This window comes from Candidatus Baltobacteraceae bacterium, assembly GCA_036488875.1.
Classification (GTDB): Bacteria; Vulcanimicrobiota; Vulcanimicrobiia; order Vulcanimicrobiales; family Vulcanimicrobiaceae; genus JAFAHZ01.
Genome location: DASXGW010000001.1, coordinates 20944 through 40967, shown reverse-complemented (window position 1 = coordinate 40967; position 20024 = coordinate 20944). Strand labels below are relative to the sequence as shown.

The following is a 20024-nucleotide window of genomic DNA, read 5'->3' as shown; positions in this document are numbered from 1 at the left end:
GCAGATTCCCGGCGCGATAGTCCTCGGTTTAGTAGCCGCCCTTGTGACTCACGCCGTTCTCTTCGGCAAAGAGCACGCTTGGGGCGGCGCCTATCATAGCACGTTCATAGAGCTTACCCTTGCGGCGGTGACCGGCCTCACGTCGGCCGCCGGAGCGTTGCTATGGTCGGGGGCTCGCTGTACCGCTGACGGCACCGTGCTAGCGGCGCGCGTTCGCTCGATGCTGCCCAGCTGGGGTGGCATTGCGACGTTGGGAGCCGCGTGGTTCACGCTTGGCGAGCGCCTCGAAGCCGCGCACGCCGGCGCCCCGTTGCTCGCGATCGTCGTGATCTTGGCGCTTACCGCGTGGATAATGCTCCGCTTCGTGTCCGCCGCGCTCCGGGCGCTGGCCGGAATCGTTTTTGCAATCGCGACTGCGTGCCGCGTTATCGACCTGTCCCTCGGCAAGCTCGGAATCGCGCGTGGCGCCCCACCTCTTAACATCGCACGCGACACGGTGTGGCGCGCACGGCTTCTCCGCGCTCCTCCGGTGACTGCGAACGCCTAACGCGCACGACGCGCGTCCTTTTCGTTCGCTTTTTCCACCGAAGGAGTTCTTATGTTTCGTATTGCTGCGGCGATTGCGGCCGCGTTTTTGACGTGTTTCTTCCTTTGCGTACCCGCAAGCGCCGACTCGATCGGCATCGTGCGCGGAACCATCACCCTCGACGGCCGCCCGGCTCCGCGGGCCACCGTCACCCTCGAAGGCGAGGGGTCGAAGTTTACGACAACGACAAAACCGGACGGCGCCTACGCTTTTGCACAGGTCCCATTTGGAAACTATCGTCTCATTGCGCACGCGAAGGGTGCTCACGACCTGCAGTCGCTCCTGACGGTCACGAGCGATTCGGTTGCGACGATAAACATCGCGTTGACGACAAAACTAGCGGAAATCGCCCATACCACGGTGACCGCAACGGGAAGCGGCGTGGAGAGCAACCCGCCCTCGGTCAACATCATCGATCGCGCTGCTCTCCAGACGTCGCCGGTAAACAATAGCCTCGACAAGGTTATTGCCACCCTTCCCGGCGTTATTCAGTTCTCGTACAACGAGCCGGTGATTAACGGCTTTCACGGCGTAACGTATAACATCGACGGAGCTCCCTTGCCGTTAGCCACAACGTCGAACTTCGCCGAAATAATCGATCCGAAAGACGTCGACTCGATCGAAGTGTTGACGGGAGCCATCCCGGCGGAGTATGGCGGGGACCGCATGGGCGGCGTCGTCAACATCATCAGTAATCGGCCGACCGACATCCCCCAAGGCGTCTTCGGATCGCTCACCGGCGGCTTCGGCAACCAAGGACAGTCCACCGGAGGTCTCTCGCTGTCGTCGCGGTCGGGCTCGACGGAAGTCTTTCTAAATGCGAACTCCGATACGAGCGACCGCGGCATCGACGCACCGACGTTCAATGCGATCAACGACGAGAGCAGTGACAGCGATCAGTTCCTGCGCTCCATCACGCAGCTATCGCCGCGGAGCACGCTGGCATTCGATTACGGCAATCAACTTTCGCAATATCAAGTTCCAATTAATACCAGCACGACCAACCCGTACGATCCTATCGTCAGCGCTCCCGGAACGCTGGACACGCAGCGCGAGTACGATCACTTCTCGAATCTCAACTGGACGACGGTCTCGCGCGACGGCAACGGGGTCTTCCAAGTCATTCCCTGGTGGCGCGACACCACCATCGATTACGACGGCGACCTGCCGCTCGACGTGCTGGCCACCTCACCCGACTTCTCGGTCTGTCCGCCGACGTGCGCGAACACCATCCATGGCATCGGCTTGCAGCAGAACACGTACGCACAATACCTTGGATTGCGCGCGTCGGACTTTCGCGCAACCGAGCACCATTCGTGGAAAATCGGCTTCGACGTCAACCGGGAAACCGCGATCAGCAATCAGCTCTTCGCTTGTTATTACGTCGATTGTAAAGCGAGCGGAAAAATCGCCGACCCGTATTTCGCGTCGCCGGCGGTTCCTCAGGGCCAAGCCGGATCCCAAATCGGCGTCTATGCCGAAGACAAGTGGGAAATGGGTCCGAACGTCACCTGGAACTACGGGCTGCGCTGGGATCATTCGACCGGCTACGTAGGCGGCTTCCAAATCAGTCCGCGCATCGGTGTGACCTTGTGGGACGGCGGTCGTAACGTCGGGCACGTTTACTACGGCCGTTTCTACGCCGCGCCCCTTCTCGAAGACGTCCGTGAGGATTGCGTCGCGCTCTCGCAACAGAGCCCCTGCGCTACCGCGCACCCCGCCTACGACCTCAAGCCAGAAAGCGATTCGTATTTCGAGGTCGGAATGGTTCATTCGTTCAACTCGAGCTTCACCGGATCGTTCAACGTCTTCACCAAAAGCGTGGTGAACATTCTCGACACAACGCAGTTCCTCAACACGCCGCTGTTCGCGGTCTATAACAACTCGATCGGGACCAACAATGGCGTCGAGTTCCGCCTGCAGGACCGCATGCTCGACGGCGACCAGTGGTTCTTTACGTCGACGATTTCCGGTTCGTACGCGGCCTGTATCTCGGGAGCAACCTTCCTCTTCCCACCCAACCCCACGGGTATCTCGTGCCAAGCGCAGCTCGGGCTAGAAGATCATAGTGAAACCGTCGCTGCAACGACCGGCTACACGCACCGGTTCGGCGGCCCGCAGAAGCTGTGGTTTGCAACGATCCAAGGCAACTACGGCAGCGGCTTCCCCGTTCAGTTCGAGGATGCCAACGTCAACTTGGCGGGAACGTTACCTGCGCACACGACCGTCGACCTTTCACTCGGCCGTACGGTGACGCCGGGACGTGCTGGGCAGGACCAGGGCCTCGGAATCCAGCTGCAACTACTCAACGTCCTCAATCATCAGTATCCGATCAAGGTGGCCAACGGCTTCAACACCACGCAGATCGCCAACGGAACGTCGGTACTGTTGCGCCTAACCGCGCCATTCTGAGGTAGGCTCGTCACAACGGCAGCTCGTGCCGCGCTCCTGTAAAGGTGCGCGCACGAGTTGCTGTGTTCTGCGTCGGCCTGCTTGCCGGCGGCTTCCCGCTCGCGACACCGGCGCAAACGCCGGCGCCGGTACGCACGCTCGTCTACGGGTACGAGTCCCGCTCCGGGCCCGGCGCCACCGGTCATCCGGATAATGGCGGGTACGGCGACCCGATCGGCGAGATCAGTCCCGACGATTGTTTAAGCGGCGGCCTTAAGGTAAGCGGCAAAATGAGCGGCGGAATGGACATCGGCAACGGCGGCATCGACTGGTTTCAAGTCGACTGCAAAGGCGGCTTTGGTTATCACGTTGGTGCAGACGCCCCGCGCGATCGCGGCTCGATCACCATTGGCATGATCGGAAAACAGACCGACGGCAGTTTGGTCGTGCAGGTGACCGAAGCACACGACCAGCGTGACGCTTCATCGGTAACCTGCGTCGTCTCTCCGACCACCGCGATCATCTGCGATCCGAGCAAACCCATCTCGTTAGAGGAAGTAACGTTGCTGCGCTTCCTTTCGCCCGGCGTGGTGGATTCGAAGGGCGATCAGACGCACTGGAAGCTCGAAGACGGCGGCCCGCAGTCGTCGTTTCAGGCGACGTTCGCGGTTCTGCATAATGCGGCCGGCGTGATGACGATCGACGAGCGGCGCAGCTCCAAGGGTGAAGCCGGGCCGTACAGCACCGGTGACAGCAGCTCGACGTTCACATACGACGTCGCGCGAGCCGTTCCGACGATAATCGACGAGACGCTCGTTCAGAAAACCGTCAGTTTAGGCCAGTACCGCACGACGGAGCGCGAAACGCTCTTCCGCCTGCAGACGCCGCCGTCACGGTGACGCGAAGCGCACGCCGAGCGCAAACGTTCGGCCTTGTGCGTAGTGGTTGCCCTGTGCGTTCTCGAACGTAACGAAGTACCGGTCGTTCAAAAGGTTACCCACGCGCATCGTGAGCGCGACGTTGGGTCCCAGCGCGATACCCTTCTCCGCGTCGAAGACGATGTGAGGTGTGTACGCACATTGAAGCGTTTGCAGCGTCGCGGCGCAAGCACTCGACGATAGGCCGCTGCCGTACTCGCCGTCGACTGAGAACCAGCCGCCGCGGGCATCGTTGAGGATTGCGCCGGAGGTCGCGCCCCACTGTTGCATGTGATTGGCCGGCGTCCAATCCGTCGGCGAACCGAAACACGGTGCTAATAGCTGAGTCTCGCAGCCCTTGTTCTCAGAATACGTGTGATTGGCCGAAACGTAGACGCGACCGTTGCGCGCCAGCGGCAACTGATAGTATACCGTCTGTGTGGCGATGCGGCCCTCCGCGTAGTTGATGTCCTCGTGAAACGCCGTAACGCCCACTTGCGTGTCGTCGATGAGATCGGTGGCGTTCTTCTGCATGACGCGCAGCCCGAGATCGCCGCTCCCGACCGGCAGATGCCCCCCAATCTCGTAGTCGGAATCCCGCTGAGGCTTTAGATCGAACGACGCCGGCGTGCGCTGCAGCGGCAAGTTCAGTAGATATGCGGCCTCCGGCGAAACGTTTTGGAAGCTAAACGGCGTAAAGAATCGCCCGTAAAAAGCGTAGACGCTCGCCCGCTTGCCGAAGAAGCGCGTGAACTTGGCGCGGGGGCTCAGCTGGGAGAACCCGCGCTGGAACTGCGTCGAGAAGAGCCCAAACGCGTCTTCGCGCAACCCGTAATCGAGTTCGTAATCGCTGCCCATCTGCCAACTGTCTTGAAGGTACAGCGATTCCGTGTGCCCGACGTTTGGCGCGTTGTCGGTGACGGTGTATGCGGCTCCAGGCGTCTGGGGCGTGTATATCGGCGCCAAGAAATTCATCGGCTGCAAGGTGACGGCATACGTTTTCGGCACGAGCGTTAGGTCGTAGTTCCCGCCCATTCGTACGTCGTGGCGTTCGCTGCGCAGATCGTAGTCGCCATTGAAGGCGACGTCGCTAGCCAGCGAGTTTCCGTAGAGCGAAAACGCGCAGGTGGTCGGCGAATAGTTTCCGGTCTTAACGGCAGTCGCGCAATCGCTCGGCGTGCCGCCGTTAGCGATGTTGACGGCTTCGCCGTAGATGAAATCGTTGTACGGATCGCCGTAATCGAGAATGTTCGAGCGTTTGTAGGACGGACCGAAGGTGAGCGTCCCGTGGTCGCCGATGGCGTGGTGATACTGCAGCGCCACGAAGGTGTCGTTTTGAATCTCGTTGTCGTCGGTGCCGGGCGGTTCGCCGCCGGCGATATCGTTGGGAATCTGGAACGTCTGCAGCGAGTGGCTAAGCGTGAAGTTGACGTAATCGCCGGACGCGCTGGGAAGCGTGTAGCGCAGAAATTGATTGGTGTTGCTGCCGTTATTGTGCTGCGACGCCGGATCGGGGGGATCGAGCGCGTAGTTGGTCTGTCCGGCGTGAGTGCCGATCACGAGCGAACCCGGACCGATCGGGGTGTGATACTCCATCGAGGAATCGAACGTTCCGAACGAACCACCCTCGGCGTACCCGGAAAATCCAGGTGTCGTAGCGCCGGCGCGGGTCCCGATGTCGATGATGGCCGCGAACCGGCCCCCGTATTGCGCGGGATACGCGCCTTCCATTACGTCGACGTAGGCGGCGTTGGCCACGTCGAACTCGCTGCCGACTTCGCGGTTGATCGCTTGCGGAATGGACACACCGTCGACGATGTAGTTGATATCGCCGTGATCGCCGTTGATGTGAATCACGCCGTTGGCGCCACGAGCGGCTCCCGGCAGCTGTGCCAACAGGGAGGGAAAGTTCGTGGACGCCGGCGAGTGAGCGAGTACCGTCTGATTGAGCGTCAGATCCGTGCCCGATCCGCGAACCGGAGGCGCCGCCGGCCGGACCACGACGGTCTGGTGAATCGTCGTCAGGGGCATCAGCGTCAACCGCACATCGGTGCCCGACGTCGTCAACTCCACGCGTGCCAGCGCCCGCAGGTCACCCTTGGCCGCCAGCAAGTCATATTCGCCGACCGCCAGCGTCGAGAAGGCGAACCGTCCGCGCTCGTCGGTTCGGGTGGAGAGGCTCAGATTCTGGCCCCTTGCCGTAACCGTCGCCAGAGCGGCGGGGACGCCGTCGCTACCGACGACGGTCCCGGTCAAGACGCCGGCGAACGCCACGCCCAGCAGCATATTTGCAAACAATTCCCAAATCATATTTGCGAACGATTCGCGGAATAGGGGTGCGCCCCTGCTGCCCTTAATAGAGGCCTCCGCAGCATGCACGAACTCGACCGCGGCACGATCGTCGTCACCGGGGGCGCCGGCCTTATTGGCAGCGCCCTGATCTGGGCGTTGAACCGGCGCGGCATCGATGACATCCTCGTCGTCGACCGCCTGGACTCGTCCGAAAAATGGAAGCATCTGGTGCCGCTGCGCTTCGCCGATCTGATCGACGCCGACGATTTCGAGAAGCGCGCGATCGACGGCGACGACTTCGGGAACGTCCGCACGCTCTTTCATCTCGGCGCGTGCTCGTCGACCACCGAAACCGACGCGGACTATTTGCTGCGCAATAACTACGAGTACACGAAGCATCTCGCGGCCTGGAGTGACGCCAACGACGTGCGCTTCGTCTACGCGTCGTCGGCGGCGACCTACGGCGCGCTCGAAGACGATCTCTCCGACGAGCTCGACCTGCGCACGCTGCGCCCGCTCAACATGTACGCCTACTCAAAGCAGCTCTTCGACCTCTACGCGCATCGTACGGGCCTCGACCGGCGCGCCTGCGGCATCAAGTACTTCAACGTGTTCGGCCCCAACGAAGACCATAAGGGCGACATGCGCAGCATCGTGCACAAGGCGTTCGAACAGATCCGCGACTCGGGCTCGGTGCGCCTGTTCAAGAGCTATCGCCCGGAGTTTCGCGACGGCGAGCAGCGGCGCGACTTCATTTACGTCAAGGACGCCGTCGACATCACGATCCATCTCGCGCAGTGCGGTGCGACCGGCATTTTCAACGCCGGCTCCGGAAAAGCGCAGACCTGGCTGGAGCTCGTGCGTCCGATTTTCCACGCACTCGAGCTGCCCGAGCGCATCGAGTTCATCGACATGCCCGCCCACTTGCGCGGCAAGTACCAATACTCGACGTGCGCGCGCACGGACCGGCTGCGCGCAACGGGATACGACCGGGCGCCGGCGGCACTGGCCGATGCCGTCACCGATTACGTCACCAACTACCTCGTGCCGCAACGCTGTCTCGATCCGAAAGAAGGTATTCTTGTCTAACTCTCGCGCCGATCGCCGCCGTCAAGGCCGCGGCGAGACCGCTACGCCGCCGCCGCGCGATCCCATGCGCCCCATCTACATCGGCGTCGGCGTCGTCATCGTCGCCGTGGTCGCCGTGTTCGGAATCATGCGCTGGCAGCAAAACGCGCAACAGGAGCGCATTACCAAGATCGACGTCGCGACACCGTCGCCATGGCCGTCGCCTTCGCCCAAGCCGATCCGGCTCAAGGACGGCGGCACGATCGGCGCGCCGCACTTTCAAATGGGCAACACACCGGCCGGCGGACACGGCGATCCGGTCGACGGCATCCAGTGCTTAGGAATGGAAGGCGGTGCCCTTCACATTCACGCGCATCTCGCGCTCTTCGCCAACGGCAAACAGTATCAAGTTCCCAAGCTATTGGGCGCGACGCCGTCCCAATCGCAGGGCGTATGCCTCTACTGGATTCACACGCACGACGCGAGCGGCATCATTCACGTCGAAGCGCCGCAAATCGTCGCGCCCGAGGGCAACGGTTTCTACACGCTTGGCAACATGTTCGACATTTGGGGCCAACCGCTGGGACCCAACGGCGTTGCCGGCTTCACGGGACCGGTCACCGCCTACGTCAACGGACAACCGTACACGGGCGATCTGCACGATATTCCGCTGACCTCCCACGAGCAAATCGTCTTAGAGGTCGGCAAACCCGTCGTGCCCCCGCCGAACTACATCTTCCCAGCGGGCGATTAAAGCACTTTCTTGATTTGGGCGGCTAAATCGTCGTACGAGATTTCGCCCGTTTCGAGATAGGTGACTTTCTTGTCTTTGCCGATGACGGCGATGGTGGGAAAGGCACCTTGCAGATACAGGTTCGCGACGGATTCAGGATTGTTGGGTTCGCGAATGAGCGGATCGTACGCGATCGGATAGCGAACGTTGAACTGCTTCGCGAAGTTCAAGACGTCGAGCGGCGACGATTCGGACGTATTGTCCATCGCCGTGTCGCTGCCCGAAACGGCCACGAACGCGACGCGCGAGCCATAGGCGGCATAGAGCTTGTCGAGAACCGCGGTCTCGCGCTGACAGTGCGGACACCACGTCGCAAAGACTTCGAGAAAGACCGGCTTATCGGTTTTTGCTAAGTCGAAGAAACCGCCGGTGGTCGACGCTTGAAACTCGGGCGCGATTTGACCGACTTTTGCTTTGCCGACGATCGGGGATTGCGAAGCGTTCTGCAACTGCCGCGACGGATGCGTGACGTACCACGCAACCGCCGCGGCGACGATGAGAACGACGATGCCGATCGTTGCGATGGCGAGTTGACGCCGATTCACGAGCTTTTTACGAGCCTCCGATCGACGGACAACGCGCCGGGTGCAGCGTACGCGATGAAGGCGCTCGCAAACGCGAGAACCAGATCGAATGCAACGTGCGGCCAATCGGCAACCGCGGCGTCGCCGGGTCCGAAGCATCCGCAGGCGGCGGGAATGTGACGCACGACCGCCGAGCCGATGGCCGCTGCGTACACCGCGAACTGCGCCGCGCACACGATGGCGACGATCCGCGTAAAGAGTCCCACGATGAGATAGATTCCCAACAGGAGCTCGACGTACGGCAGTGCGAGCGCCATCGGGCCGATCGCGCCGGCGCCCAGCAGGCGGAAGCCCGCGATCGCGGCCGCCAGCTCGGCCGGGTGGCCCACTTTGAGGATCCCGGTCGCCAGCAGCAATCCGCCGACCAGAATCCGAACGACGAAAACGGCAGCCTTCACGACCCAACGAGTGTCATAAATAAAGCCGATGTCCCTTTCGCCCCCGGTGAAGAACCTTGCCGCAGCGCTAGCCGCGGCACTGTTGCTTTGCTCGTGCAGCCGGGCGCCGGCGGCTCCCGGTTTCACGCTGACCGACGATACGGGCAGCTCCTGGGCCTTAGCGTCGCAGCGCGGAACGCCCGTCGTGTTGACGTTCGGTTTCACGCATTGTGCCGATACCTGTCCCGCCATCTTGGCAAAGCTCGCACGGCTGGCCGTCGGGCCGGGCGCTAAGACGCCGGTCGAGATTGCGTTGGTGACCGTGGACCCCCAGCGCGATTCCGTCGCGGCGATGCACCGTTTCGTCACGCGGTTTGGCGATGCAAACGCACGCGTCGTCGGGCTGACCGGGACGCCGGATCAGATCGATGCGGTCGAGCGCGCCTATCACGTCTGGGCGCAGCGCATTCCCGGCCGGCAGCCGCACGGCGCCTACGACGTCGCGCACAGCGCGGTGGTCTTCTTCATCGACCGCAACGGCGTCACGCGCAGCGTACACGACGACGACGATCCCGATGCAGTGCTGGCCGCAGCCCTTCGCGAAGCGCAAAGCTGATGCTCCACGCCTTGCTAGCGGCCGCCGCCCTTTCCGTGCTACCCGTTCACGGGGTCGTGGTCGACGCGCTGTCGCCGAGCGAGGCGATCGTTCGCACCGAAGCGGTGCCGCTGACGTTACCGCCGCTGATACGCCGCTATCGGCTGGCGCCGAACGTTCGCGTCGAGCCGGGCGTTTCGATCGACGCCTATCTCGATCGTTCCACGACGCCGTGGACCCTGCGTAACGCCGCGCCCGCGCCGGCATTCGCGCCGGGACTGCCCGATCGCGGCCGCGTCGTTCCCGTCGACGTCAACGCTTCGCTGCCCGCAGCCGAGCTGGTCGATCAGGATGGCCGCATGGTTACGCTCGATCGCGCGTTTGCGGGCAAGACGCTGCTGCTATCGTTCGTCTTTACGCGCTGCCCCGACCGCACGCTCTGCCCGGCGATCAGCGGGAAGTTCGCGTACATGCAGCAGCACCTCGATCCCAATCGGTTCGCACTGGCCGAAATTACGCTCGATCCGCCCTACGACTCGCCCGCGGTGCTGCGCGATTATGCGGCGCAATACGGCGCGCGCCCGGGAATCTGGACGATGATGACCGGAAAGGGATCGATCGTCCAACACGTGCTCGATGAATTTGGCATCGATTCGATGCGCGTGAGCACGTCGAACTACATTCATAACGACCGCCTCTACATCGTTTCGCCGCGAGGCCGGGTTGCCGACGTCGTGCAGACGGCCGGCTGGGATCCCGAGGCGGCGATCGCCCAAGCGCGCGCCGTCGCCGGCTTGTCCAGCAATCCATTCGAGCGCTGGCGGCTTTCGCTCATCGCCGGCGTCGTTGCGTTGTGCGGCGGCAGTCAATCGGCCGGCATCACTTTGCTCGAGACCGTCATGTTCTTCGCGATCTTTGGCATCGTGGCGACGACCCTCTGGGCCGTGGGTCGCGTGCTCTGGGCCCGCTCGCACTAGCGTGGCCGCGCCGCGCAAGCCGTTCGAACCGGCAACCCCCGAACAGGTTGCCTTCTTGGAAACGGCAGTCGAGCAATACGGCAAGGCGACCTATAACTTCGCGCTTCGCTTGACCCACAACGAGGCCGACGCGCGCGACCTCACGCAGGAGGCCTTCATTCGCGTCTATCGGGCCTGGCGCAGCTTCAAGCCCGGGACGTCGTTCCTGAGCTGGATTTATCGCATCGTCACCAATCTGCACCGCGACGAACTTCGACGGCGAAAAGGACGTTATCAAGAAGAGATTCCGGAAGACAACGAGCCTCAAGGCTACGGAACCGAGCGGCCTCTGGCGATCACGCCGATCGACGAATACGTCGAGGCCCAGCTCAGCGAACCGGTTTCCAAGGCACTTGCGGCACTGGCACCGGAACAGCGGCAAATCGTCGTCCTCGCCGACATTGAGGAGTGTAGTTATCAGGAGATCTCAGAAATCGTCGGATGCTCGATCGGTACCGTTCGTTCGAGGCTGCACCGCGCGCGGGGCCAACTAAAAAAACTCGTCACCCGGTACATGAAATCGTCTTCATCATGAAAACAAACGAACATCCTATGCTCGAAGAGTTGAACGACTACGTGCGCGGCGAGCTGCCGGCGCAGCGGGATGCCGACGTCCACGCGCACCTCGGCAGCTGCGCGTCGTGCTCCGAAGCGCTCGAGACGGAAGCGCGGCTAGGCGAAGTGCTTCGCGAGCACGCGCGCGCCACGGAACGCGACCTGCCGCCCGGCTTCGCGCAGCGCATCGTCGAGGCGGCAATTGCATCGCAACCGCAAGGCGCGCCCTGGTGGGAAGCCCTGACGCGTGCGTTGCGCCCCGCGATCGCCATCCCGGCGCTCGTGGCGATCGCGCTGATCGTCTATTTCGTGGTTGGCGGCCCGCACCAAGGCACGGTTCAGATGGCGACGATCGATGCGGCGACGTACCTCGACAATCACGCCGCGCTCGCGACCGACATGCCGTTCTCCGAAAGCGCGATCCAGCCGGCGGCATTCGCGTCGGAACAGGACGACGCACGGTGAAGGCCGTCGCGCTGCTGGCCTGCTGCGGGGCGTTGGTCGCCGGGATCCCTTCCGCCGGCGCGACGGGTGAGGAGCCCGCCGACGCGCTCGTCTACGACGCGATGGCGGCGCCCGCGACGATTTCATACGCCGGAACGGTCCAGATGGTGCGCATCGGCAACGCCGGTTCGCAAGCGTCGGTCTTCCGCATCGAGCACCGCGCCCCCAATATGACGATGCGCCGTTATACGACGCCTTCGACGCTCGCCGGCGACTACGTCATCACCAAAGGCGTTGCGTCGTATTCCGTCGACGTGAAACGCCGCCGCGTGGTCGCCGGAAAGAACGACGCCGTCAACGATCAGATCGCGATCGACAACAACTATCTGCTGCTCCGGCAGAACTACCGCGCCGTCAAGCGCGGCGCCGAAACGGTCGACGGCCGTGAGGTCGCCGACGTCGCGCTGGTCAGTCGCTACACGCGTCAGACGACGGTGATCGTGAAAATCGACACCGCGACGAAGATCGTGCTCGACAAGCAACAGTTTGCCGGCGACGGCTCGCTGCTCGCCGAAACGCGATTCGAAGAAGTGCGCTTCGGCGCGCCGATGCCCGACGCGGATTTCGCCCTTCCGCGCGGCTATGCCAACGTTTCCGGGCCGAGCTTCGCCACGCCGTCGGACGACCCGCACGCGGTAACCGCAAACGCCGGCTTCGCCGCCCGCGAACCGAGGTTTTTGCCCGACGGCTTTTCGCCGGTCGAGGGAAGCATCGTCACCTTGCACGGCGTGCGGACGCTGCACGTCCTCTACTCCGACGGACTGCGTACCGTCTCGCTGTTCGAAAACGACGCGTCGGCAACCGTCAACATGGGCCGGTTTCATCCGCAACCAACGACCATCGGCGGCAGCGCCGCCGATTATGCCGAGAGCGGACCGACGACCTTGCTCGCGTGGCGCGATCGCGGTCTGCGTTACGCGCTGGTCGGCGAACTCGAGCTCGCAGAGCTTAAACGGATAGCGTCCTCGATATGAAAAGGCCCCCGCGGTTGCGGGGGCCTTTCCTTTCCCTTATTCGTTAGGGGTTCAGGTCGAGATTAGATCTTGACCGTCGCCGTCACGAAGAAGTTGAACGGGCTCGACGTCGAGTTGCCGTCCTGGTTGAACGGTCCGAAGACCGGTCCATACGGGTATTTCACGAACGGTTGAATCCGCGATTGCCCGAAGTGGGTCGGGTTGTACACGTTTCCAACAGGGAGAATCTCGCCGGCGAAACCGCCGAGATCGTACGAGCAGATCGAACCGTTGTTGTAGGTCCACGGCTCGACCGATCCGCCCCAGCAGGTGTTGAAGAGGTTGGCCAGCACACCGGTTAGGTTGATGCGCGGGCTAACGTCGTAGCTCAGCTGGAGGTTCATGGCGATGTTGTTGGGTTGGACGAACGATCCCAAACCGTCGAACTGATTCGTGTACGTGTCGGGAATCGCGCTCAACTGGCCGCATCCGGCTGCGTCGTAACGACCGCCCCCGTTTGCACCAGCCGCACCCGCGAGGGTGTGCCAGCAGCCGGCCGGGTCGATACCCGGGTTGACCAGCGGAGCACCATACCGCATTCCGCCTTCAAACTGCAAGGACGGAGTAACGGCGAACTTGTCGTGCTTATAGTTCAGCAGCAACGTCGCTACGTATGGAGCGCCGAAGCCAGCGTTCGAGGACTGCATCGCGCCCGGGAAGATGCTGTAGGTCGGATAGTTGGCATCCAACGACCACAGCGTCTGCGGATCGTTCCAGTACGGGTTTCCAACATCACCGGGGGTACATTTGTACACCGCGGCGCCGCCGGTTCCGGTTGCCCGGTTGAACGGCGTGTAGCACGGAGCCGCTGCGGCACCCGAGCTCGTCACACCGCAGAACGGGACGTGGTTGGGACCCAGCTTGCCGACGAACTTCCCGCCAGGCGCGCACGCCGCCGTATAGGCGTTGTACTGCGACATGGCTTGGTTGATCGTCGTCAACACGCTCGTACCGTACAAGCCGGACGTAAGGTTACCGTACTTGATGTAGGAGTTGGTGTAGGCGAAGGAGAGCTGTCCCGAAAGGCCGTTACGCGAGAAATCGCCCTTCGACAGTTGGAACTCCACGCCTTGGCTGCGCTGGCCGCCGACGTCGAGACCGGAAACGAACGCCGTCTTCTGATCCAGGAAGAACTCCTGGTTCTGGTCCTGCGTTTGCCGCAAGAACGGCGTCAGCTTGAACGACCAGTCCGTGCCCTTGAGGTGGCTCTCCCACGAGAAGTCGGAGTTGAGCGAGTTCGCAGGCAGAATCGCACCGATCGGTGCGAAGCGACCGAACTTACAGAACGTGTTGCAGTCGTAGGAGGCAACGTTGTCCTGCGCGCGGTTGTATTGTTGGAACGCCGTCACCGGACCTTGCGTGTACCGCCCCATCGAGAAGCGCAGCACGTTGTCCGGATTGATGGTGTAGGTGCCGCTGACACGCGGCTGCCAGATCGGGAACGTGAACGCGCCCTGCGAGTTGGAGAAGTACGACGGCGTGCCCGGATTCGTCGTATTGGGTTCGTCTCCGCACGGTGCGCCCGGAGAGGTCCGTTGATACGGCTGTCCGGTGACCGTGTTGAAGCAGGTGTTCAGGTTGTAGGAGTTCACCCAGAACTGCCGAGCATTCGGCCCTTCGCCGGCGTACAAGCCGGTATTGGTGTTCTGGCCGATGTACGTGAAGTCGTCGAGACGAAGGCCGAGGTTGAGCAACCAACGGTCGCTCGGTCGGAATTCGTCGGTCAACGACGACGAGAAGAATCGCGGCGTTACCGCGTTGTACGTGCGGCTCAGGCCGTTTTCAGCCATGAGATACGTACACGCCGTCGACGCCACGTTCGGATCGACGCACTTGCCCGGCAATGCCGGAGCTCCGCCGCTCTGAATGGTGCCGAACGAGACCGTGTTCTGGTAGTTCCCGTTCGGACCGGTGCAAGCCACCGGCTTTTGCGTCTTGGTAGAGCCCGGCGTGAAACAGTAGCCGTCGAGCGGATCTGCCGCATTGACGACCACGGCCGCGCCGCTGCCGACACCGTAGAACGCGTTATTGTCACGAACCGTGCTCGACGTCGTGAACCCGGACTCGAACGAGAGCAGGTTCTGTGCGTTGAACTGGTTCTGGTACTGCAAGCTGAGGCCGCGCGTGTGCGAGGTCAGCTCGTAGTCCGGCGAACAGCATCCGGCGTAAGCCGCAAAGGTCGTCTGCGGCCCGTTCTGCAGCCAGTCGCTGTAGTACGTGTAGCCGTACAGCCGCAGAAACGACGTCGAACCGATGTTCTTCGTGTACTGCAGCTTGACGATCTCTTGATCGTTCCAGATCGAGTCACTCGCCGTATTCGGAATCACATTGTTCGGCGCCGTGCGATTCACGCTGCTCGGGAAGTAGTAGGTCTTGACGTCCCCAGCAAGCGAGTTAAGGCCGGATGCGCTGAACGTCGAGCCGATGTTCGACGCCGGACCCGTGTAGTGCAGGCCGTCGACATAGACCGGGGGAGAACCAAGGAGGCTGGTAGCGCAAGCCGCTCCGCCGACCGGGCATAAGCCGTTCGTGGCCGTGATGTCGTTGGTCGTGCTGTAGAACAGGTTGTGAATCGTTTCACTGTCCCACAGAACTTGGACGTCGTCGCGACCCGCATCGTTGTGATGCGGGATTCCGATGTGCACGTTTGCTACCGTGTCACGAACCTGTAGGTTCGAGAGCGCCGCGTAGTTGAACGGACCCATCGCATAGAACGCGCCACCCGCGTAACCTGGGTTGCCGACGGGGGCAATCGGCGCACCGGCAAAGTTGTCGGTGGCCTGATTGTTGTCTTGGGTCACGTAGTTGAAGTCTTGGTTGTAACCGGCAACGCCGACGTACCAAGACAGATTACGATCGGGGGTCGCTCCACCGGTCTCGATTTGAGCCTTGTGGTAGAACGTGGGCGTGCCGATACCGAGTTCGCCGTCGGCATAGCCCGGATACGTTCCCGACTTGATGACCTGGTTGATGTAGCCGGCGAGACCTTGGCTCTCGGCGTTGGCGTTGGCCGAACCAGTGTAAACCTGGACTTCGGCGTTACCAAGCGACGAGGCCGAGCTCGACGGATAGTTGTCGAACGAGCGGTTGACGGGAACGCCGTCAAACTCGTAGCCAACCTGGTCATAGTCACCACCGCGGATGACGACCGTTTGATAGTAACCCATTTGGTTCGGCGGTACGTACGCACCGGGAACCGACGAAATCGCAGAGTACGCCGAGTTGAGGCTTCCGCCACCACCCAGGGCCTGCGTCGCGCCGATTGCCGCGGCGTTTACCGAGTAAACGTCGTTCGTAGTACCGGATTTGACGAGCGCGCCGGCGCCCGTCGAGGTGACGTGAGCGATGGTCTTGAGCGCTTTGACCAGGCGCACCGTAACCGTTTGCACCGTGTCGGCGAAAACGATTTGGCCTGGAGCACTGACCGTTTGAAAACCGCTCTTCGTGACGGTCACGGTATACGTATCTGGCGATAACGTCAGAAACGTGAAGTGACCGGAGGCGTCCGTTGTTACGGTTGCGCTTTGGGACGGCGAGTTCGCCGTCACCGTCGCACCTGCAACGGGCGCCGAAGTATCGGCATCGACTGCAACACCGGTGAGACCGCCCGTCACGCCAGCCAGTGCCCATGTTCCCTGGCTAAGCATTGCGACGAGGAGAATCACAGCGGTGAGGCCGTGCCGGAGGGATCTCCGGATCATTCGTACCTCCTCAGGTAGCTGATATGACAAGACGACAAGGACGCCCGCGCGCGGGCCTCCCGTCGACTTGTCTAAGAACGCTAGTTCGCACCCTTGGGCTGGCTTCCTTGAAGAAATCCTGAGACCTGAGAGAGAAGTCCTTGAACCTGGGAAGGGGCTGCCGCCAGCTCGGCCCCGGACACGGCGACCAAACGGTCGTCGGCGGCGTCCGCAACGGCGGCGATCGACGTGAACAGCATCACCGGATCGTAACCGCCCTCCAGAACATAGGCGGCGCGGCCGTGACAAAACTCCCACGCAACGCCGTCGATCGCGGCCGCCAGCGAGGCAGCTGCCCCCACCTCGACGCCGAGATCTCCGACCGGGTCGCCGGCCACGTAGTCGAAGCCGGCGCTAACCACGATCGCGTCCGGCCGCAGTTGCCGGGCCGCTTCGCGCGCAAGCCACTCCCAGATCGCGACGAACGCTTCGGTCGAGACCCCGGAGACGGGCAGCGGAACGTTGAGCACGGCCCCGCCCTCGACGGCATAGCTGGCCGCGCCGGTTCCCGGATACGCCGGGTACGCGTGCGTCGAGACGTAGGAGAGCCCGTCGCCCGCAACGGCCTCGGTTCCGTTGCCGTGGTGGTAGTCGAAGTCGAGCACGAGGACGTTACCGCCATGCTGCGCTTGAAACGCGCGCGCCGCGACCGCGACGTTGTTGAACAGACAAAATCCCATGCCGCGCGCGGACTCCGCGTGATGTCCCGGCGGCCGCACCAACGCGAAGACCGGTTCGCCATAGCGAACGCTCGCGTCGAGCGCGGCAATCGCGCCGCCGGCCGCACGGCGCGCCACCGCGAGCGACCGCTCGTCGACGACGACGTCTCCGGTCGAAAGATATCGGGGGCCGTGCAGGCGCGACGTTTCACTTTTGACCAGCTCGAGATACGGGCGCGAGTGGACGCGTTCGAGCTCGTCGTCGGTTGCGTCGCGCGCGGGCAGCGCTTCGCCGATCGCTCCGAGCCGCTGTAAATGCGAAGCGACCACCTCCACGCGGTCGGGCGATTCGGGATGCCCGACGCCGCGGAGATGGTCGCCGTAGATCGGATCGAGAACGAACTTCACACGTTAGCCGGAATGTTTGGCACTCTTACAGGAATCGGACGCGGCTTTTTTCACGATTGCGTACTGTTTGGAGTCTTGCTTCAATCCCGGCATGTTCATGAGGCGCTTGAACGCGTCGTGCGATTTCGCGCATTGGCTCAGCGCCGAATACGACTTTGCCGCGATGAAGAGCATCTGCGCGTTTTGGTCGAGATAGCCCCGCGCAAAGCGGTCGAGCACGTCGAATATCTGCGCGGCTTCCCTATAGTTCTTCAGCTCGTAATCGGCGCCGGCGACGCAGCTGAGCGTGTCGGGATTCTTTTGAATCTCGAAGCTCTTGCCGCACGCGTCGCGCGCGCCGGAGTAATCGTGCACCTGCGAATACACTTGTCCGAGCATCGCGAAGCCTTGCGCGTCGGGAGAGACTTGGGTGTAGTGTTTGAGATAGCTGATGGCCTCGGTGGTATGGCCGTTCTGTTGCGCGGCCGTGCCGAGCATCAACAGCGTCCCAGCGTTATCGGGATCGATCGCGAGCGCCTGTTGCCATTCCGCGTTGGCTTTATCCCACTGATGCTGCGTTGCGAAAAACCGTCCGTACTCCGAGAACCCTTGCGCGACGTGGGGAAACTCCGTCGTGGCTTGCTTGAGAATCGCTTCGCCTTCGGCAAACTTCTTCTCGGCGATGAAGTACGTCGCCTTACGCATCATGATCGACACTTTTTGGTCGTCGGTCGCCGCCGCGACGACCGCATCGTCGTACGCCGCCGACGTTTTGGCATCGTCGTGCTGGTCGGCGTAGAGCGAAGCCTTGTAGGTCAGCGTTTGCACGTTCTTCGGGTCGATGGCCAGCGCGCGGTCGATGGTCTGCAGCGCCATCGGAATGTTGTTTTGCTGCGCGTAGGTCGTACCGATCTGGTAGAGCGGCCCGACGTCTTTGGGCTCGAGCGCGAACGCCGCTTCGAACTGCGCCCGGGCCTTGTCGTAGTAGCCTTCGTTGGCGTACACGCTGCCGAGCGTTTCGAGCGCCATGGGCTCGGTTTTATTAAACGTCACGGCGCGCTTGGCAACGCGCTCGGCGTCGCTGTCGCGCTTGGTCTTGATATAGAGGTCCGCGAGCTGCGAGAGCACGCCCATGTTGGTGGGATCGAGATCGGAGGCTTGTTCGAGATCGTACAGCGCTGCGGGAATGTTTCCGATCGACTCTGCCGCGAAACCGTCGTAGTAATACACCTGCGCCGTCTTATCGCCGGCTTGCAGCAGCTTCTGCGTGATCTGCAAGGTCAAGTCGGGTCGGTTTACCTGCAGGTATTCGGCTGCGAGTTGGGCGGCGCTTTGCTGGTCGCCGGGATTGGCCTTGAGCTTAGCCTGCAGTCGCGGAATGGCGACGCTGGGAGGCTCGGGACTGGCCGTCGGAAGCGCGGAGGGAGAAGGCGACGGACTCGGCGTCGTTTTGGCCTTACCGCTAAAGAGGCCGGCTTGCGCGCTCGGCGTCGTTACCGCGAACGATGCGACGGCGCAACCCAGCGCGACGAGAAGAGTGAGAACGATACGCTTCAACTTACGGCTTCCTTTTTGGCAGCTTCGACCATTTTGGTCAGCTCGGGTACGATGGCGAAGGCGTCGCCGACGACTATGAGGTCGGAGAACTCGGCGATGGGCGCCGACCCATCTTTGTTGATGGCAACGATCGTCCCAGCCGAACGCATGCCGACCTTGTGTTGGATGGCGCCCGAGATTCCAACGGCTATATAGAGGTTGGGTGTGACCGTTTTACCGGTTTGCCCGATCTGCAGGCTGTACGAGACCCAGCCCGCGTCGGCCGCCGCGCGCGACGCGCCGACCGCGCCGCCTAGCGCGTGCGCCAGGGGCTTGAGCAGGGTGTCGAACGGCTCGGGTCCGCCGAGGCCGCGTCCGCCGGCGACGACGACCGGCGCTTCTTCGAGCGCCAGTTCACCGGTGCTCTCTTCGTCGACGTCTTTATCGATGACCGCTGGGTAGGTCTTGCCCGCGGGTTTTTCGAGCTGCGCGATCTGCGCGCCGGCCCCGCCGGCACCCACCCCAAACGCGTTAGGACGAATCGTCGCGATCGCGTGATTGCCCGACTTGAGTTCGCAGGTCGTTACGAGCGCGCCGCCCATCTTCGGCATCACGCACTCGACCTTACCGCCTTCGATTTTGAAATCGGTAACGTCGGCGCAGACGCCCGCGCCCAACCGCGCCAACAGCTTACCCGCAACGTCGCGTCCCGACAGCGTGTTCGCAATCATGATCAGCGACGGACCGATCGCCTTCGCCGCGCTTTCGAGGTAGTCGACGACGGGATCGAGCAGAAACTTGTCGACGTCGGCATCCTCGTTGACGTGGATGACGTCGAGGGGATAGGCCTTGAGCTGCTCGGCAAGCTGCGCCGCACCGCCGCCGACGACGACCGCGTGCGCTTTACCGCCGAGCGCGTCGGCGAGACGGCGCGCCTCGGTGGCCATCTCGAACGTAACTTTTTTACTTTGACCGCCGCGGTGTTCGGCGTAAACGATGACGTCTTTCATC

At 62.5% G+C, this 20024-nt stretch carries 17 protein-coding genes; 10 read left to right on the top strand and 7 right to left on the bottom strand.

Annotated features, from left to right (window positions below; genetic code table 11):
• Positions 1-43: 43 nt before the first annotated feature.
• From VGG89_00170 to VGG89_00160, 3 genes are all read left to right on the top strand, one after another.
• The gene (locus tag VGG89_00170) at positions 44-547 is read left to right on the top strand and encodes a hypothetical protein (protein ID HEY1974943.1); all 504 of its coding nucleotides are present in this window, start codon (positions 44-46) and stop codon (positions 545-547) included.
• Between the two features lie 51 nt (positions 548-598).
• Positions 599-2998, top strand: coding sequence for a TonB-dependent receptor (locus VGG89_00165; protein ID HEY1974942.1), 2400 nt, complete (start codon positions 599-601; stop codon positions 2996-2998).
• 62 nt (positions 2999-3060) lie between these two features.
• Positions 3061-3876 carry a hypothetical protein gene (locus VGG89_00160; GenBank protein ID HEY1974941.1) on the top strand — a complete coding sequence of 272 codons (816 nt, stop codon included), beginning with the start codon at positions 3061-3063 and terminating at the stop codon, positions 3874-3876.
• Here VGG89_00160 and VGG89_00155 read toward each other — a convergent pair.
• The gene (locus tag VGG89_00155; protein ID HEY1974940.1) at positions 3868-6204 is read right to left on the bottom strand and encodes a TonB-dependent receptor; all 2337 of its coding nucleotides are present in this window, start codon (positions 6202-6204) and stop codon (positions 3868-3870) included. The genes VGG89_00160 and VGG89_00155 overlap by 9 nt on opposite strands.
• A gap of 63 nt (positions 6205-6267) precedes the next feature.
• Between VGG89_00155 and rfaD the strand changes: the two genes are divergently transcribed.
• Positions 6268-7275, top strand: coding sequence for an ADP-glyceromanno-heptose 6-epimerase (rfaD, locus tag VGG89_00150; protein ID HEY1974939.1), 1008 nt, complete (start codon positions 6268-6270; stop codon positions 7273-7275).
• Entirely contained in the window at positions 7268-8008 is a 741-nt protein-coding gene (locus VGG89_00145) for a hypothetical protein (protein ID HEY1974938.1), read from the top strand. The genes rfaD and VGG89_00145 overlap by 8 nt, the downstream gene beginning before the upstream one ends.
• Here VGG89_00145 and VGG89_00140 read toward each other — a convergent pair.
• Both VGG89_00140 and VGG89_00135 read right to left on the bottom strand, forming a co-directional pair.
• Positions 8005-8592, bottom strand: coding sequence for a TlpA disulfide reductase family protein (locus VGG89_00140; GenBank protein HEY1974937.1), 588 nt, complete (start codon positions 8590-8592; stop codon positions 8005-8007). The two genes, VGG89_00145 and VGG89_00140, sit on opposite strands and share 4 nt — an antisense overlap.
• Positions 8589-9029, bottom strand: a complete 441-nt coding sequence (locus VGG89_00135) for a MauE/DoxX family redox-associated membrane protein (protein HEY1974936.1) — start codon at positions 9027-9029, stop codon at positions 8589-8591. The genes VGG89_00140 and VGG89_00135 overlap by 4 nt, the downstream gene beginning before the upstream one ends.
• A gap of 28 nt (positions 9030-9057) precedes the next feature.
• Between VGG89_00135 and VGG89_00130 the strand changes: the two genes are divergently transcribed.
• Genes VGG89_00130 through VGG89_00110 form a run of 5 tightly spaced genes read left to right on the top strand, consistent with a single transcriptional unit; the run spans position 9058 to position 12652 of the window.
• Positions 9058-9624, top strand: a complete 567-nt coding sequence (locus VGG89_00130; GenBank protein HEY1974935.1) for an SCO family protein — start codon at positions 9058-9060, stop codon at positions 9622-9624.
• On the top strand, positions 9624-10580 hold the full coding sequence (locus tag VGG89_00125) for an SCO family protein (GenBank protein ID HEY1974934.1): 957 nt from the start codon (positions 9624-9626) through the stop codon (positions 10578-10580). Before VGG89_00130 ends, VGG89_00125 begins: the two co-directional genes overlap by 1 nt.
• Before the next feature lies 1 nt (position 10581).
• Positions 10582-11154 carry a sigma-70 family RNA polymerase sigma factor gene (locus VGG89_00120; GenBank protein HEY1974933.1) on the top strand — a complete coding sequence of 191 codons (573 nt, stop codon included), beginning with the start codon at positions 10582-10584 and terminating at the stop codon, positions 11152-11154.
• Positions 11155-11171: 17 nt separating this feature from the next.
• Positions 11172-11639, top strand: coding sequence for a zf-HC2 domain-containing protein (locus tag VGG89_00115; GenBank protein HEY1974932.1), 468 nt, complete (start codon positions 11172-11174; stop codon positions 11637-11639).
• The gene (locus VGG89_00110; GenBank protein ID HEY1974931.1) at positions 11636-12652 is read left to right on the top strand and encodes a hypothetical protein; all 1017 of its coding nucleotides are present in this window, start codon (positions 11636-11638) and stop codon (positions 12650-12652) included. The genes VGG89_00115 and VGG89_00110 overlap by 4 nt, the downstream gene beginning before the upstream one ends.
• A gap of 62 nt (positions 12653-12714) precedes the next feature.
• On the opposite strand, the gene VGG89_00105 is transcribed toward VGG89_00110, so the two are convergent.
• The 4 genes from VGG89_00105 to VGG89_00090 form a co-directional block, all read right to left on the bottom strand.
• Positions 12715-16392 (bottom strand): carboxypeptidase regulatory-like domain-containing protein, encoded by a 3678-nt coding sequence (locus tag VGG89_00105; GenBank protein HEY1974930.1) that lies wholly within the window; start codon positions 16390-16392, stop codon positions 12715-12717.
• 80 nt (positions 16393-16472) lie between these two features.
• Complete coding sequence (locus VGG89_00100) at positions 16473-17498, bottom strand: histone deacetylase (GenBank protein HEY1974929.1); 1026 nt, start codon at positions 17496-17498, stop codon at positions 16473-16475.
• A 3-nt stretch (positions 17499-17501) separates the two neighbouring features.
• Positions 17502-19034 carry a tetratricopeptide repeat protein gene (locus VGG89_00095; GenBank protein HEY1974928.1) on the bottom strand — a complete coding sequence of 511 codons (1533 nt, stop codon included), beginning with the start codon at positions 19032-19034 and terminating at the stop codon, positions 17502-17504.
• A complete protein-coding gene (locus VGG89_00090; GenBank protein ID HEY1974927.1) occupies positions 19031-20023 on the bottom strand; it encodes an electron transfer flavoprotein subunit alpha/FixB family protein in 993 nt (330 codons plus the stop codon). The genes VGG89_00095 and VGG89_00090 overlap by 4 nt, the downstream gene beginning before the upstream one ends.
• Position 20024: the final 1 nt, after the last annotated feature.